We start from the raw sequence: 13437 nt of genomic DNA, 5'->3' as shown, positions 1-13437 counted from the left end.
CCGGTTATGGAACCGGCGGACGGACCCTAAGCCCTTATGATGTCGTCGGTCCGGACGGAGAAGCGGTCACTGCTTCTCCTGGACCGCCTCCAACCCGGGAGATAGGCCGGAGCGGCGGCGTGGGGATGTGCCGCCCGATCACGCCCGCTCGATGCGGGCGGGTCAACCGTCCTGCCCGCGCGCACCGGCGGCCGGTGCGGCCGGCCGTCGCCTCAGGTCTCCACCAGGCCCGTGCTGGCGCCGCTCGCCTCCGAGTCGCCCCGGCCGTGCGGCAGGGCGAGGTACTCGGAGGACCGCATCTCGATGAGGCGGGACACGGTGCGGTCGAACTCGAAGGCCTCGCGCCCGTCCGTCGCGGTGTAGAGGTCCTGGGCCTCGGCCGCCGCCGAGGCGACGAGCTTCACGTGGGCGTCGTAGAGGGTGTCGACGAGGGTGATGAAGCGCTTGGCCTCGTTGCGGTTCGCCTCGCCCATCACGGGGATGTCCGAGACGATCAGCGTGTGGAAGCTGCGGGCGAGCGCCATGTAGTCGGCGGCGCCGAGGGGCTGCGCGCAGAGGTCCGCGAAGCCGAAGCGGGCGACGCCCGCCGCCTCCTCGGGCACCGCCACGGCGTGGCCCTTCACGCTGAGCGTGGCGGGCCGGCCCGTCGCCCGGCCGGTGAGGGCCCGGAACGCGCCGTCGAGGGCCGCCCGCGCGGCCGCGTCGGCGGGCACGTGGTAGACCGAGGCGCCGCCGAGCTTCTCCAGGCGGAAATCGGTGCGCGCATCGAGGCGCAGCACCTCGACGCGCTCCTTCAGCTCCGCGACGAAGGGCAGGAACAGGGCCCGGTTGAGGCCGCCCTCGTAGAGCCGGTCGGGCTCGACGTTCGAGGTCGCCACCACCGTGACGCCGCGGCGGAACAGGGCATCGAACAGGCGCCCCAGGATCATCGCGTCGGCGATGTCGGTCACCGTGAACTCGTCGAAGCAGAGGAGCGTCGCCTCGTCGGCCAGCGCGTCGGCCACCGGCGGGATCGGGTCGTCGCCCTTGGCCTCACCGCGCTTGAGCGCCTGCCGGTGGGCGTGGATGCGCTCGTGCGCGTCGGCCAGGAAGCCGTGGAAGTGGACCCGCCGCTTCGGGCCGGGCGCCGCCTCGTGGAACAGGTCCATCAGCATGGTCTTGCCGCGGCCGACGGATCCCCAGATGTAGAGCCCCTTCGGGGGCCCGGCCTCGGCATCCCGGCGGCCGAACAGCCAGCCCAGGGCGCTGCCCTTGCGGGCGCGGCGCCGGCGCTCGAGGTCGCCGACCAGCCGGTCGAGGGCGCGCACCAGCTTCACCTGCGCGGGATCGCGCTCGATGGTGCCCGCCCCGATCAGCGCCTCGTAGCGCTCGTGGACGGGCCCGGGCGAGACGGCGCTGGCGCGGGCCTCCGCGGAGGGGAGCGGTCTCGAGGTCTGGCTCACGGCTCTTCCCAGGTTCGCGACGGAACGCGCGCTCCGCGCCGGCTCCGAGCATGCGCAACCCAGGATGAACGGGACCCGGCTGCGTCACCCCGGTACCGGATGGTTCCGCAGATTGCCTAGGTCGTTTTGCTGCATTGCACAACCGGAAGCGCGATGGCACATCAGCGCCGGGCCAACCTTGACCTAGCGGGTCGGGCCCTCGGCCCCCGTGGCCTCGGGAAGAAACGTCCGGATCCCGTGCCCGAGCCCCGCGCAGCGATGCGCAGGCTCGCAGCACCACACCGGAGACCGGCATGGCAATGCCCCGATACGCGACCGACCCGATCACGGTGCGGCGCCTCTGGCCGAGCGACCGCGCGGCCATCCTCGCCTACTTCCTGCGCCTCGACCCCGAGACGCGCGCCAACCGCTTCATGGGGGCGGTGAGCGAGCGGGGCGTGCGCGCCTACGCGGAGCAGGCCGCGACCGCCGAGGGCCTCGCCTTCGGCGCCTTCGTGGACGGCACCCTGCGGGGCCTCGGCGAATTGCGGCCGGGTGGCCCGCGGCGCCTCGGCCGGCCCCTCGGCGGGGAGGCGGAGGCGGCCTTTGCGGTGGAGCGGGGGTTTCGCCGCCGCGGCCTCGGCTCCGCGCTGTTCGCCCGCATCGAGGCGGCCGCCCGCAACCGCGGCGTCGGCGACCTGCACGTGCGCTGCCTCGCCCGCAACGGGCCGATGCGGGGCCTCGCGGCCAAGCACGGGGCGACGCTGATGGCCGCCGGCCCCGAGACGGACGGGGCGCTCCACCTCGACCGGCCGACGCCCGTCTCCCTGTGGCACGAGAGCATCGCCGAGGCGTTCGACCTCACCCTCGCCTTCGCGGCGGCGGGACGCAGCGGGACTTAGGAGTCGGTTTGGGAGGTTGCCTGCGACGCTTTCCCCGAATGCCTGCCATGCCTTGACGCGCCTGCCGCAGGTGCGAAACAACGCGGGCGCGAGCGGGAACAGATTCGGACGCATTCGGGGACGGAAGAACCGATGAGCAAGTACAACGAGGAGCGGGTCCTGGCGGTGCACCACTGGACCGACACGCTCTTCTCCTTCCGCACGACCCGCGATCCCTCGTTCCGTTTCCGCAACGGCGAATTCACGATGATCGGCCTCGAGGTCGAGGGGCGGCCGCTGCTGCGCGCCTACTCGGTGGTCTCTGCCAACTACGAGGAGGAGCTGGAGTTCTTCTCGATCAAGGTGGCGAACGGCCCCCTCACGAGCAAGCTGCAGCACCTCAAGGTCGGCGACCCGATCATCGTCGGCAAGAAGCCCACCGGCACGCTGGTGCTCGACAACCTCATGCCCGGCCGCCACCTCTACCTCCTCGGCACCGGCACCGGGCTCGCGCCCTTCCTGTCGATCATCAAGGACCCTGAGACCTACGACCGCTTCGAGAAGGTGGTGCTGGTGCACGGCTGCCGGCAGGTGCAGGAGCTCGCTTACGGCGAGACCATCACGGAGACGCTCCCGAAGCACGAGTTCCTCGGCGAGATGATCTCGCAGCAGCTCATCTACTACCCGACGGTCACCCGCGAGCCGTTCCGCAACCGCGGCCGCATCACCGACCTGATGACCTCCGGCAAGCTGTTCGAGGATATCGGCCTGCCCCCGATGGCCATCGAGAACGACCGCTTCATGCTGTGCGGCAGCCCCGAGATGATCCGCGACACCCGCGAGCTCCTGACGGAGGGCGGGTACGAGGAGGGCAACCACGGCGAGGCCGGCCACTTCGTCATCGAGAAGGCCTTCGTCGAGAAGTGAGCCCCGCGCCGGCGCTCTTCGTCGCGGGGGCCGGCACGGAGATCGGCAAGACCTACGTCACCGCGGCGCTCGCCCGGCACCTGCGGGCGCTGGGGCGCCCGCCGCGGGTGCTGAAGCCCCTCGCGAGCGGCGTGCCGCCGCTCACCGACTCCGCCTTCGCGGAGAGCGACACCGCCCGCCTCCTCGCCGCCCAGGGGCTCGCGGTCACGCCCGAGACGGTGGCGGCCTGCTCGCCCTGGCGCTTCGCGGCGCCGCTCGCCCCCGATCTCGCCGCCGCCCGCGAGGGCCGGAGCCTCGCGCTGCCCGAGCTCGTCGCCTGGTGCGCCGCCCACGCCGCGGCGGCGCGGCCCGGCACGCCGCTCCTCATCGAGGGCGTCGGCGGCCTGATGAGCCCGGTCACCCCCGAGGCTACCGGCCTCGACTGGCTCGCGGCCCTCGGCCTGCCGGCCCTCCTCGTCTCCGGCAGCTACCTCGGGGCGATCAGCCACGCGCTGACCGCCGTCGAGACCCTGCGGGCCCACCGCATCGCCCTCGCCGGCCTCGTGGTGAGCGAGAGCCCCGGCGCGCCGACCCCGCCCGGGACGGTGGCGGAGGCGATCGGCCGCCACGCGGGGTCGCCGGTGGCGGTGATCGCCCGGGGCGCCGGCTGGCCGGAAGGCTTCGCGGTGGTCTGAGGGCCCTGCGCCGAACAAATCCCCGCGAATTCCATGCGCCCGCCCTGGACGCCCCCGCGGCCGCCGATACCTACCCGCCAAGCCGGGCCCGCGTCCCGGTGCGGGGAGCCGTGCCGTGGCCGAGGTCCAGTCGATGCAAGCCCCCCCGCAGGCACCCCCGGAGACGGGGAGCGCGCACGGGCGGGGCGCCCTCAAGCCGACCCTGCTCCTCGGGGCGCTCGGCGTCGTCTACGGCGACATCGGCACGAGCCCGCTCTACGCCTTCAAGGAGGCGGTGCGGGCGGCGAGCCCGGGCGGCGGGGCCGCGCCGATCGCGGTGGTGGGCGCGGTCTCGCTGATCCTGTGGGCGCTCATCCTCATCGTGTCCCTGAAGTACGCGGTGCTGATCCTGCGGGCCGACAACCGCGGCGAGGGCGGCATCGTCGCGATGCTGGCGCTGCTCGGCGCCCGCCACGCCAAGCCCCACACGCCGCAGGCGCTGCTCCTCGTGGTCGGCCTCGTCGGCGCCGCGCTCCTCTACGGCGACGGGGCGATCACGCCCGCGATCTCGGTGCTGTCGGCGGTCGAGGGCCTGAAGGTCGACGCGCCGGCGCTCGGGCGCTTCGTGGTGCCGATCACCCTGGTGATCCTGGTCGGGCTGTTCCTCGTGCAGAGCAAGGGCGTCGCCTTCATCGGCCGCATCTTCGGGCCCGTGATGCTGCTCTGGTTCGCGGTGCTGACGCTGCTCGGCATCGGCGGCATCCTCCACCACCCCGAGATCCTCGCCGCCGCCAACCCGCTGCGGGCCGTGGACTTCCTGCTCCACGCGGGCTTCCACGTCAGCTTCGCGATGCTCGGCGCCGCCTTCCTGGCGGTGACGGGGGGCGAGGCCATGTACGCCGACCTCGGGCATTTCGGCGTCAAGCCGATCCGCGCGGCCTGGTTCGCCCTGGTGCTGCCGGCGCTGGTGATCAACTACTTCGGCCAGGGCGCGGTGCTGCTCGCCGAGCCCGACGCCATCGAGAACCCGTTCTACCGCCTCGCGCCGGACTGGGCGCACTATCCGCTGATCGGGCTGGCGACCCTCGCCACCGTCATCGCCTCGCAGGCGATCATCTCGGGCGTGTTCTCCCTCACCCAGCAGGCGATCCAGCTCGGCTTCCTGCCGATCATGCACATCGTGCAGACCGCCAAGGACGAGCGCGGGCAGATCTACGTGCCCGCCGTGAACTGGCTGCTGGCGATCGCCACCCTGACGGCGGTCGTGGTGTTCGGCTCGTCCGACGCGCTCGCCGGCGCCTACGGCATCGCGGTCTCGCTCCTGATGGCGATCACCACCCTGCTCGCCGCGCTGATCGCCCTCAAGTGGGGCTACAACCCCGTGGCGGTCGTCCTGCTCAACGGCTTCTTCTTCGCGATCGACCTCGTCTTCCTCGGGGCGAACAGCGTGAAGCTCGTCGAGGGCGGCTGGTTCCCGCTGGTGCTCGCCGCCGCGGTCGCCACCATGATGCTGACCTGGCGCAAGGGCACCGCCCTGGTGGAGGAGGCCCGCACGGCGCACCGGCAGTCCGAGGCGGACTTCCTGGAGCGGATCCGGCGCGAGCGGCCCCTGCGGCTGCCGGGGGCCGCCGCCTTCCTGTCCTCGGCCACCCACGGCATGCCGCTCCACCTCTCCCGCTTCCTGGAGCGCAGCCACGCCCTGCACGAGCGCATCCTCATCGTCACCGCCCTCTACGAGGAGAGCCCGACGGTGCCCCAGTCGGAGCGGGCGGAGGTGACGCGGATCGCGGCCGGGATCTACCGCATCACCCTGCGCTACGGCTTCATGCAGGACGCCTCGATCCCCGAGGGCCTCGCCTGCGCGGTGGGCGCCGGCAAGCTGCCCGCCCACTTCATCGACGACCTCACCGTGTTCATCGGCCACGAGACGATCATCCCGAAGAGCAACCACCGCGGGATGTCGAACTGGCGCGAGAAGCTGTTCGCCTTCATGCAGCGCAACGGCGCCCGTACCGGCGCCTTCTTCTGCGTCCCGACCCGCCAGCTCGTGGAGGTCGGCACCGAGATCGAGATCTGAGGCGGCGCCCCTCTCCCGACCGGGCCGATCCTCCGGCCCCCGCCTCAGGCGCCCTGGATCGAGAGCCGGCCGTTGGCCTTGCCGAGGCTCTGGGCGAGGAGGCGCATCAGGGCGTAGACCGTGTCGATGTGGGGGGTCGCCGTGCCGGTGAGGCGGCCGAGCTCGATCACCGAGCCGACCAGCGCCTCGAGCTCGATGGGGCGGCCGGCCTCCACGTCCTGCAGCATCGAGGTCTTGTGCGCGCCGACCTTCTCGGCGCCGGCGATCCGCCGGTCGATGTCCACCCGGAAGGTGATGCCGAGGGAGTTCGCGATCGTCTGCGCCTCCTCCATCATGGAGCGCGCCAGCGCCCGCGTGTCGGGGAACTGGCAGATGTCGACGAGCGTCGCGTGGGTGAGCGCCGAGATCGGGTTGAAGCTGAGGTTGCCCCAGAGCTTGAGCCAGATCTCCGCCCGGATGTCACCGATCACCGGCGACTTGAAGCCCGCCGCGACGAGCCGGTCCGAGAGGCCCTGGACGCGGGCGCTCGTGGAGCCGTCCGGCTCGCCCAGGGTGTAGCGGTTGCCCTCCACCACCTTGACCACGCCGGGCTCGGTGAGGATCGCGGCCGGGTAGACGACGGAGCCGATCACCCGGGCGGGATCGATGTGGCGGGCGATCTCGCCGCCGGGGTCGGAGTTCTCGAGCTGCGCGCCCGCGTGCGGGCCGTCGTAGCCGTGCAGGAAGTACCACCACGGGATGCCGTTCTGCAGGGTGACGATCGCGGTGTTGGGGCCGATCAGGTGCTTGAGGTCGGCCGCGATCGGGCCGACCTGGTGCGCCTTCACGGTGAGCAGCACGTAGTCATGCGGGCCCGCCTCCTCCATCGACTGGGTGGCGCGCACGTCCCGGGCGTGGATCTCGCTGCCGTCCTCGTCGATCAGGCGCATGCCGTTCGCCTGGATGGCCTTGAGGTTGGCGCCGCGGGCGATGAAGGTGACCTTCTCGCCCGCGTGGGCGAGCTTCACGCCCAGTTGTCCGCCGATGGCGCCGGCGCCGACGATCGCGATGCTCATGGTTCCCGTCCCTGCTGCTCGGCGGACGCCGCGCCGCGCCGTCCGTCCCGTTGGTTGGAGCCCGGCGCTTCGGCCGCTCTCTGGTATTCTACATACAAGAATGGTTGGCGAGGCAATCCGCCTTTGGTGGTCTCCTCAACGGTCCCCGGCGTTCTCATGCCCGCCCCGGAGTCTCTCCGGAGAGATGCCCGGCCCTGGTGAACTTCCCCGGTGAACTTCCCCCGTCACAACTTGGCGAGCCCGCCGACGACGCACAGGCCATATTTTGAATTCAGGCCGGCTTGCCGGAAGTCAACGCCCAAGTCGTCCGCAAAATTTTTGGCCCGATCGAAGGAAAAATTTGCCGTCGACCGCTCGGTGATCCGATTTCGCGGGTCGGCTCCGCGGGAACATCGGACCGCTTCTCCTCGTTCAGGACTGCCGAGAGGTCGCGGTCACGCTTTGCGCATCCGGCGCAGCGGATCGGGGCCCGACAAAACCATGTCAGGAAGGATGTTCCGATGAGCAGCACCACCGACAAGATCAAGGGTCTCGCCAACGAGGCCGTCGGCAACGTCAAGCAGGGCGTGGGCAGCGCCACCGGCAACGAGAAGCTTCAGGCCGAGGGCAAGGCCCAGGAGCTGAAGGGCGAGGCCCAGAAGACGGTCGGCGACGCCAAGGACGGCGTGAAGAACGCGGCCCAGGGCGCGGCCGACGCGGTCAAGAAGATCTGAGCGGCCCGCTCTAGAGCACGCGGGCGCGGCCCCACGGGGTGCCGCGCCCATCCCGGCGGCCCGGTGCCGCCGGGCCCCGAACGCAATTCTCGAAAGGACGTCATCATGAACAGGGACCGGATCGAGGGCGGCATCCGCAATCTCCGGGGCCGTGCGAAGACCGCGGTCGGCGCGGTGGCCGGTCGCCCGATGCCCCAGGTCGAGGGCGCCATCGACCAGGCCGCGGGCGCGGCCCAGTACGGCTACGGCCGGGCGCGCGAGACCGCCCGCGCATGGCGCCGCGACGGCGAGGACTTCATCGAGACCGCGAGCGAGCGCGGCCACGCGATCGCGGACGATCTCGGCGAGCGCGGCCGCCACTATCGCGACCGGGCCCGTCACCATGGCCGCGCCGTGGCGGTGCGGGCGGAGGAGAACAAGGCCGCGACCCTCGCCCTGGTGGCAGTGGCCGCCTTCGCGTTCGGCTGGCTCTCCCGCCGCAGCCACTGAGGCCCCGAACCGCCGCGGGCGCGAGGCCCGCGGCGGCTCCCGGGTTGCGCCGCGGCCGGGGATGCCCCTAGACCTCGGGGGCATCCCTCGGAGACCCTGAACCGATGCCGGTCCGCGCCTGGGGAGACCTCACCACGCAGGATTTCGCGGGCCGGACCATGAGCCGGGCCATCGCGGTCCTGCCCGTCGCGGCGGTGGAGCAGCACGGGCCGCACCTGCCGCTCGCCACCGACACCCTCATCATGGAAGGCTACCTCGCCCGCCTCGGCCCCCTGGTGCCGGAGGCGCTCGACGTGCTGCTGCTGCCGATCCAGGCGATCGGCAAGTCCGACGAGCACGACACCTTCCCGGGCACCCTGAGCCTCGGGCCCGAGACGGCGCTCCGGGCCTGGACCGAGATCGGAGCGGGACTCCATCGGGCAGGCTGCACCAAGCTCGTCCTCGTCACCGCGCACGGGGGCAACAGCGCCCTCATCGACCTCGTGGCGGGCGAGTTGCGCGGCCGGTACGGCATGGTCGCTGTGACGACCTCGTGGAGCCGCCTGGGCTATCCGGAGGGTCTGTTTCCCGAGGAGGAGATCCGCCACGGCATCCACGCGGGCGGCATCGAGACGGCGCTGATGCTCGCCCTGCGGCCCGACCTCGTGCGGCGGGAGCACGTCGCCGACTTCCCGCCCCGCACCCTGGCGATGGCCCGGGACTACGCGTACCTGCGGGCCGGGCGGCCCGCCGCCTTCGCCTGGAAGGCCGAGGACCTGCACGCCTCGGGCGCCCTCGGCGACGCCCGCCTCGGCACCGCGGAGGCCGGCGAGCGGGCCCTCGACCACGGCGCCCGCGCCTTCGCGACCCTGCTCGCGGAGATCGACCGCTTCAGCCTCGCCGAGTGAGGCTCAGGCCGCCCCGTCCGCGGGCCTGAGGCCCGGCCAGGCGACGATGCGGTCGGGATACTCCTCCTCGGCGAACTCGTCCTCGTTGCCCGAGAGACGCCCCCGCACGGAGATGCCGGCCTCGTGCACGCTCGCGGCCCGGCCCGAGACCAGGGGATGCCAGTCGTAGAGGGGCTCGCCGTCGCGGATCAGCCGGTAGGCACAGGTCGGCGGCAGCCAGGGGATGGTGCGCACCGCCTCCGGCGTCAGGCGCACGCAGTCCGGCACCCGCTTCTGGCGGCGCGCGTAGTCGCGGCAGCGGCAGCCGAGGCCGTCGAGGAGGGTGCAGCCGATGTCGGTGTGGTGGACCTCGCCGGTCTCCTCGTCCTCGAGCTTGATCAGGCAGCAACGCCCGCAGCCGTCGCACAGGCTCTCCCACTCGGACGCGCTCATCGCGTCGAGGGACTTGGTGCGCCAGAACGGCGCGGAATCCGCGTCGGCGTCGCGCGGCGGGGCACGCTCTCCCATCGGGAGTCTCGCTCGTGAGGTGGGGTTATGGGGCTCCCTGTGCCGCAAGGCGCGACGCGGGGCAAGCGGGGCCGGAGCCCGGCCCCGGGCCGGGGTCCCGGCTCAATATCCCTCCGCCAGCGTCCCGCGCTGGCGCGGGTCGGCCGCACCCGCGAGGAGATCGCCGAGGCGCATCACCGAGTTCGCCGAGCCGGAGCTCGGGCCGACCCGCACCGTGTGCCCCTTCGCCCGCAGCAGCGCCACGGAGTCGGGCGAGATGCCGGTCTCCGCGGCCAGCACGTCCGGACGCCACTGGTGGTGGATGCGCGGGGCCGCCACCGCCTCGGCGAGGTTCATGCGGAAGTCGAGGACGTTGACGATCACCTGCAGGACCGTCGTGATGATGCGGCTGCCGCCGGGGCTGCCCGTGACCAGCAGGAGCCGGCCGTCGCGGAACACCAGGGTCGGCGTCATCGAGGAGAGCGGCCGGGCGCCCGGCGTCACCGCGTTCGCCCGGCCGCCGACGAGGCCGTAGGCGTTCTGGGCGCCGGTCTTGGCCGAGAAGTCGTCCATCTCGTTGTTGAGGAGCACGCCGGTGCCCTCGGCCACGAGCCCGATCCCGTAGGAGAAGTTGAGCGTGTAGGTGTTGGCCACCGCGTTGCCCTCGGCATCCACCACCGAGAAGTGCGTGGTCTGCTCGTGCTCGAAGGGCAGCGGATCGCCGGCCTTGACCGCCTCGGCGGGCCGCGCGCGCTCGGGGTCGATCTGGGTCCGCAGGGTCTCGGCGTAGGGCTTGGCGGTCAGACCCTCGACCGGCACCTCCGCCCGGGCCGGGTCGCCGAGCCAGGCCGCCCGGTCGGCGTAGGCCGGCTTCATCGCCTCGGCGAGCAGGTGCAGCGACGCGGCGCTGCGCGCGCCCCGTCCGGCGAGGTCGTAGCCCTCCAGCACGTTGAGGATCTCGACGAGGTGGACGCCGCCGGAGCTCGGCGGCGGCATCGAGACGATCTCGGCGCCCCGGTAGGTGCCCCGCACCGGCCGGCGGATCTCGACCCGGTAGGCGGCGAGGTCCGCCGCCGTCAGGATGCCGCCGGCCTCCTGCACCGCCCGCGCGATCCGCTCCGCCACCGGCCCCGCGTAGAAGGCGTCCGGGCCGCCGGCCGCGATGGCCGAGAGCGTGTCGGCGAGGTCCGTCTGCACCAGCCGCTCGTCCCGCCGGAGCGGGCGGTCGCCGCGGAAGAAGATCGCGCGGCTCGACGGCCAGCGCCCCAGGAGCCCGGCGGCGCGGGGCAGCGAATCGGCGAGGTCGCCGTCGACCGAGATGCCCGCGCGCGCGAGCTGCTCGGCCGGGGCGATCAGCTCCGCGAGGCTGAGCCGGCCGGAGCCGTAGCGCCGGTGCGCCTCGGCGAGGCCGCGGACGCTGCCCGGCACGCCCACGGCCTTGGCGCCCCGCGTCGAGGCCGCACGATCCGGCTCGCCCTGCGCGTCGAGGAACATGTCGGGGCTCGCCGCGCCCGGCGCGGTCTCGCGGTAGTCGATGGCGACGGTCTCGTTCGTGCGGGCGAGGTGCACCAGCATGAAGCCGCCGCCCCCGAGGTTTCCGGCCTTCGGCAGGGTCACGGCCAGCGCGAAGCCCACCGCGACGGCGGCGTCGACGGCGTTGCCGCCGCGCTTGAGGATGTCGACGCCGATCCGCGTCGCCCGCGCCTCCTGCGTCGCCACCATGCCGTGGCGGGCGAGCACCGGCAGGATCCGCGCGCCGTCGTCCGCCTCGGGGCCGAGCCCCTGGTCGGGATCCGCCGCGGGCGCTTGAGCCGCAGGCGCTTGGCCAGCCGCGGGCGCTTGGCCAGCCGCGGGCGCTTGGGCCGCTGCGGGCGCCTGGGCCGCTGCGTTCCCTCCGCACCCGAGGAGGAGGGCCAGCGGCAGGGCGAGGACGGCGCGGCGTGAGCGGGTCATGCCTCGCAAGCTAGGGCGGCCCCGCGCGCATTCCCCCCGGCGGCGCGTCACGAGGGTGCGATTCGGCTCCGTCGCAGATCCGCGCTGCGACCGGCGACGAGCCAGTAGACGAGGCCGGCCGCCGCCCCAGCGAGGAACAGGATCGCGCTGGCATGGCCCTCCGCCGCGAGGCGCTCGGTGCCCGGCCGGAGCCCGCCCCGCGCCAGCCACGGCATCGCCGCGGTGAGGAGCCCGCAGGCGCCGCCGTACCACGCGACGCCGCGCAGCCGCAGGGTCTCGCCGATGAGCGCCACGAGCACGGGCGGCAGCACCAGCAGTCCGAACAGGGCACGGGCGAGCCCCGCGACCAGCAGGCCGAGCGCTTCCGGCGGCAGGCCGGCCGAGAGATCGGACAGGGCCATGTCGAGCCCCGCCAGCGCCCCGCCCGTCAGCCAGGCGCTCGCCACCGGATCGACCAGCAGGGCGAGGCCCAGCACCCCGGCTCCCGCCGGGATGGCGAACAGGAGGCCGAGGGGGACGAGGAGGAGGCGATGCATCGGTGCCGGAACCACGAGCCTGAACGGGCCGCGTGCTGGACCTGCCCGCGGCGGACCTCCATATCTGCCGCGGTGCCCCGTTCGGGAGAAGCGCGCCGTGCAGGAAATCCCCCTCCAGGAGGCCGAGACCACGCTGTCGGCCGTCATCGACAGAACCCGCGGCGGTGCGGAGTTCGTCATCACGCGGCACGGGCGGAAGGAGGCGGTCGTCATCTCCTGGGAGGCGTGGGAGCGCCTGTCGAAGGTGCCGAGCCTCGGGGCGCTGCTGGCCGCGGCACCGATCGAGGCGGACGATCTGCCCGTGCGAAGTCCTGCGCCCCTGCGTGACGTCGGACTCTGATGTACCTCGTCGACACGAACGTCATCTCGGCGCTCGCACCGACGAAGCGGGACCGATCAGAACCGCTCGTGGAATAGCTCTCGCTGCCCGCCACCTAAGAGGCACGCGGACGTATCCTTCGAGATGTAGCGCGAGGGCGCGGCCCTGCCGCGGGCGCCGGAGCCTAATCCCCCTCCGGCCTGAAGACGTAGCCGAGGCCCCGCACCGTGCGGATGAAGCGCGGGTTGGCGGGGTCGGGCTCGATCTTCTTGCGGATGCGGTTGATGCGCACGTCGATCGCCCGGTCGAAGGCGTCGGGGTCGCGGGCGTCGGCGAGGTCGAGGAGGCGCTCCCGCGAGAGGGCGCGCTTCGGATGGTCCGCGAAGGCCTTGAGGAGGTCGTACTCGGAGCGGGTCAGCGGCTGCTCCAGGCCGGAATCGTCGCTGAGGCGGAGCGCGTCGACCTCCAGCCACTTCGTCCCGAACCGGATCTTCTTCGAGGCCGGAGCGGCGGGCTCCGGCGCGCGCGCGCCTTGCGCCCGCCGCAGCACCGAGCGCACCCGGGCCACGAGCTCGCGCAGCTCGCAGGGCTTGGGCAGGTAGTCGTCGGCGCCGAGCTCCAGGCCGACCACCCGGTCGATCGGGCTCGCGGTCGCCGTCAGCATGATGATCGGGATCGTGCTGTGCGCCTTGAGGTCGCGCACGATCGAGAGGCCGTCCTCCTCGGGCATGTTGAGGTCGAGGACGACGAGGTCGGGCGTCCGGGCGGCGAGGTGCGCGCGCAGGGAGCGGCCGCCCTCGCAGAGCGCCACGTCGAACCCGTGCAAGCGCAGGTAGTCGCCGACCATGGCGCGGGCATCGGCCTCGTCGTCCACCACGACGACGTGCGGCTGGCTGCCGCTCATGGCTGGCGCCCGCCGGCGGCGGGATCGGGAACGCGGGTCATCACGGGACTCGGACAGGCCGGCACAGGGATCGGGCGGCCGGGCGCAATGTTGGCGCAAGCACCCGGCACGATTGCATGATGCACGATTGAATCCT

14 protein-coding genes are annotated in these 13437 nt (G+C 72.9%); 8 read left to right on the top strand and 6 right to left on the bottom strand.

Going from position 1 to position 13437, the window contains the following annotated elements; translation table 11 throughout:
* Nucleotides 1–212 precede the first annotated feature (212 nt).
* Nucleotides 213–1442, bottom strand: a complete 1230-nt coding sequence (gene zapE / locus ACLBXP_RS01405) for a cell division protein ZapE (protein WP_447665732.1) — start codon at nt 1440–1442, stop codon at nt 213–215.
* 293 nt (nt 1443–1735) lie between these two features.
* On the opposite strand from zapE, the gene ACLBXP_RS01400 reads away from it, so the two are divergent.
* The 4 genes from ACLBXP_RS01400 to ACLBXP_RS01385 all read left to right on the top strand — a co-directional run bounded on the left by ACLBXP_RS01400 (nt 1736) and on the right by ACLBXP_RS01385 (nt 5959).
* Nucleotides 1736–2323, top strand: coding sequence for an N-acetyltransferase family protein (locus ACLBXP_RS01400; protein WP_447665731.1), 588 nt, complete (start codon nt 1736–1738; stop codon nt 2321–2323).
* A 132-nt stretch (nt 2324–2455) separates the two neighbouring features.
* The gene (locus ACLBXP_RS01395; RefSeq protein WP_447665730.1) at nt 2456–3229 is read left to right on the top strand and encodes a ferredoxin--NADP reductase; all 774 of its coding nucleotides are present in this window, start codon (nt 2456–2458) and stop codon (nt 3227–3229) included.
* Entirely contained in the window at nt 3226–3903 is a 678-nt protein-coding gene (bioD, locus tag ACLBXP_RS01390; RefSeq protein ID WP_447665729.1) for a dethiobiotin synthase, read from the top strand. Before ACLBXP_RS01395 ends, bioD begins: the two co-directional genes overlap by 4 nt.
* 133 nt (nt 3904–4036) lie before the next feature.
* A complete protein-coding gene (locus ACLBXP_RS01385) occupies nt 4037–5959 on the top strand; it encodes a potassium transporter Kup (protein ID WP_447665728.1) in 1923 nt (640 codons plus the stop codon).
* 44 nt (nt 5960–6003) lie between these two features.
* On the opposite strand, the gene ACLBXP_RS01380 is transcribed toward ACLBXP_RS01385, so the two are convergent.
* Nucleotides 6004–7014 (bottom strand): 2-dehydropantoate 2-reductase, encoded by a 1011-nt coding sequence (locus tag ACLBXP_RS01380; RefSeq protein WP_447665727.1) that lies wholly within the window; start codon nt 7012–7014, stop codon nt 6004–6006.
* A 500-nt stretch (nt 7015–7514) separates the two neighbouring features.
* Here ACLBXP_RS01380 and ACLBXP_RS01375 point away from each other — a divergent pair, with 500 nt between their 5' ends.
* The 3 genes from ACLBXP_RS01375 (at nt 7515) to ACLBXP_RS01365 (ending at nt 9103) form a co-directional block, all read left to right on the top strand.
* Nucleotides 7515–7727: a CsbD family protein gene (locus ACLBXP_RS01375; RefSeq protein ID WP_447665726.1), complete on the top strand. Its 213-nt coding sequence runs from the start codon at nt 7515–7517 to the stop codon at nt 7725–7727.
* Nucleotides 7728–7832: 105 nt separating this feature from the next.
* Nucleotides 7833–8216 (top strand): CsbD family protein, encoded by a 384-nt coding sequence (locus ACLBXP_RS01370; protein WP_447665725.1) that lies wholly within the window; start codon nt 7833–7835, stop codon nt 8214–8216.
* Nucleotides 8217–8320: 104 nt separating this feature from the next.
* Nucleotides 8321–9103: a creatininase family protein gene (locus tag ACLBXP_RS01365; RefSeq protein WP_447665724.1), complete on the top strand. Its 783-nt coding sequence runs from the start codon at nt 8321–8323 to the stop codon at nt 9101–9103.
* A gap of 3 nt (nt 9104–9106) precedes the next feature.
* Here ACLBXP_RS01365 and ACLBXP_RS01360 read toward each other — a convergent pair whose 3' ends face one another.
* From ACLBXP_RS01360 to ACLBXP_RS01350, 3 genes are all read right to left on the bottom strand, one after another.
* Nucleotides 9107–9610 carry a YcgN family cysteine cluster protein gene (locus ACLBXP_RS01360; protein WP_447665723.1) on the bottom strand — a complete coding sequence of 168 codons (504 nt, stop codon included), beginning with the start codon at nt 9608–9610 and terminating at the stop codon, nt 9107–9109.
* 102 nt (nt 9611–9712) lie between these two features.
* The gene (ggt, locus tag ACLBXP_RS01355) at nt 9713–11542 is read right to left on the bottom strand and encodes a gamma-glutamyltransferase (protein WP_447665722.1); all 1830 of its coding nucleotides are present in this window, start codon (nt 11540–11542) and stop codon (nt 9713–9715) included.
* A gap of 47 nt (nt 11543–11589) precedes the next feature.
* Entirely contained in the window at nt 11590–12078 is a 489-nt protein-coding gene (locus ACLBXP_RS01350) for a hypothetical protein (RefSeq protein ID WP_447665721.1), read from the bottom strand.
* A 97-nt stretch (nt 12079–12175) separates the two neighbouring features.
* Between ACLBXP_RS01350 and ACLBXP_RS01345 the strand changes: the two genes are divergently transcribed.
* A complete protein-coding gene (locus ACLBXP_RS01345; protein WP_447665720.1) occupies nt 12176–12418 on the top strand; it encodes a type II toxin-antitoxin system Phd/YefM family antitoxin in 243 nt (80 codons plus the stop codon).
* 163 nt (nt 12419–12581) lie between these two features.
* Here the strand turns inward: ACLBXP_RS01345 and ACLBXP_RS01340 are convergent, their stop codons facing one another.
* A complete protein-coding gene (locus ACLBXP_RS01340) occupies nt 12582–13301 on the bottom strand; it encodes a response regulator (protein WP_447665719.1) in 720 nt (239 codons plus the stop codon).
* Nucleotides 13302–13437 lie beyond the last annotated feature (136 nt).

Source organism: Methylobacterium sp. A54F (assembly GCF_053346035.1).
This window is presented reverse-complemented; position numbering and strand designations above follow the sequence as displayed.

Bases quoted from the DNA above. Each gene is read 5' to 3' on its own strand.
- ACLBXP_RS01400 (WP_447665731.1), top strand. From the start codon at position 1,736: ATGGCAATGCCCCGATACGCGACCGACCCGATCACGGTGCGGCGCCTC.
- ACLBXP_RS01395 (WP_447665730.1), top strand. From the start codon at position 2,456: ATGAGCAAGTACAACGAGGAGCGGGTCCTGGCGGTGCACCACTGGACC.
- ACLBXP_RS01385 (WP_447665728.1), top strand. From the start codon at position 4,037: ATGCAAGCCCCCCCGCAGGCACCCCCGGAGACGGGGAGCGCGCACGGG.
- ACLBXP_RS01380 (WP_447665727.1), bottom strand. From the start codon at position 7,014: ATGAGCATCGCGATCGTCGGCGCCGGCGCCATCGGCGGACAACTGGGC.
- ACLBXP_RS01375 (WP_447665726.1), top strand. From the start codon at position 7,515: ATGAGCAGCACCACCGACAAGATCAAGGGTCTCGCCAACGAGGCCGTC.
- ACLBXP_RS01370 (WP_447665725.1), top strand. From the start codon at position 7,833: ATGAACAGGGACCGGATCGAGGGCGGCATCCGCAATCTCCGGGGCCGT.
- ACLBXP_RS01365 (WP_447665724.1), top strand. From the start codon at position 8,321: ATGCCGGTCCGCGCCTGGGGAGACCTCACCACGCAGGATTTCGCGGGC.
- ACLBXP_RS01360 (WP_447665723.1), bottom strand. From the start codon at position 9,610: ATGGGAGAGCGTGCCCCGCCGCGCGACGCCGACGCGGATTCCGCGCCG.
- ggt (WP_447665722.1), bottom strand. From the start codon at position 11,542: ATGACCCGCTCACGCCGCGCCGTCCTCGCCCTGCCGCTGGCCCTCCTC.
- ACLBXP_RS01350 (WP_447665721.1), bottom strand. From the start codon at position 12,078: ATGCATCGCCTCCTCCTCGTCCCCCTCGGCCTCCTGTTCGCCATCCCG.
- ACLBXP_RS01340 (WP_447665719.1), bottom strand. From the start codon at position 13,301: ATGAGCGGCAGCCAGCCGCACGTCGTCGTGGTGGACGACGAGGCCGAT.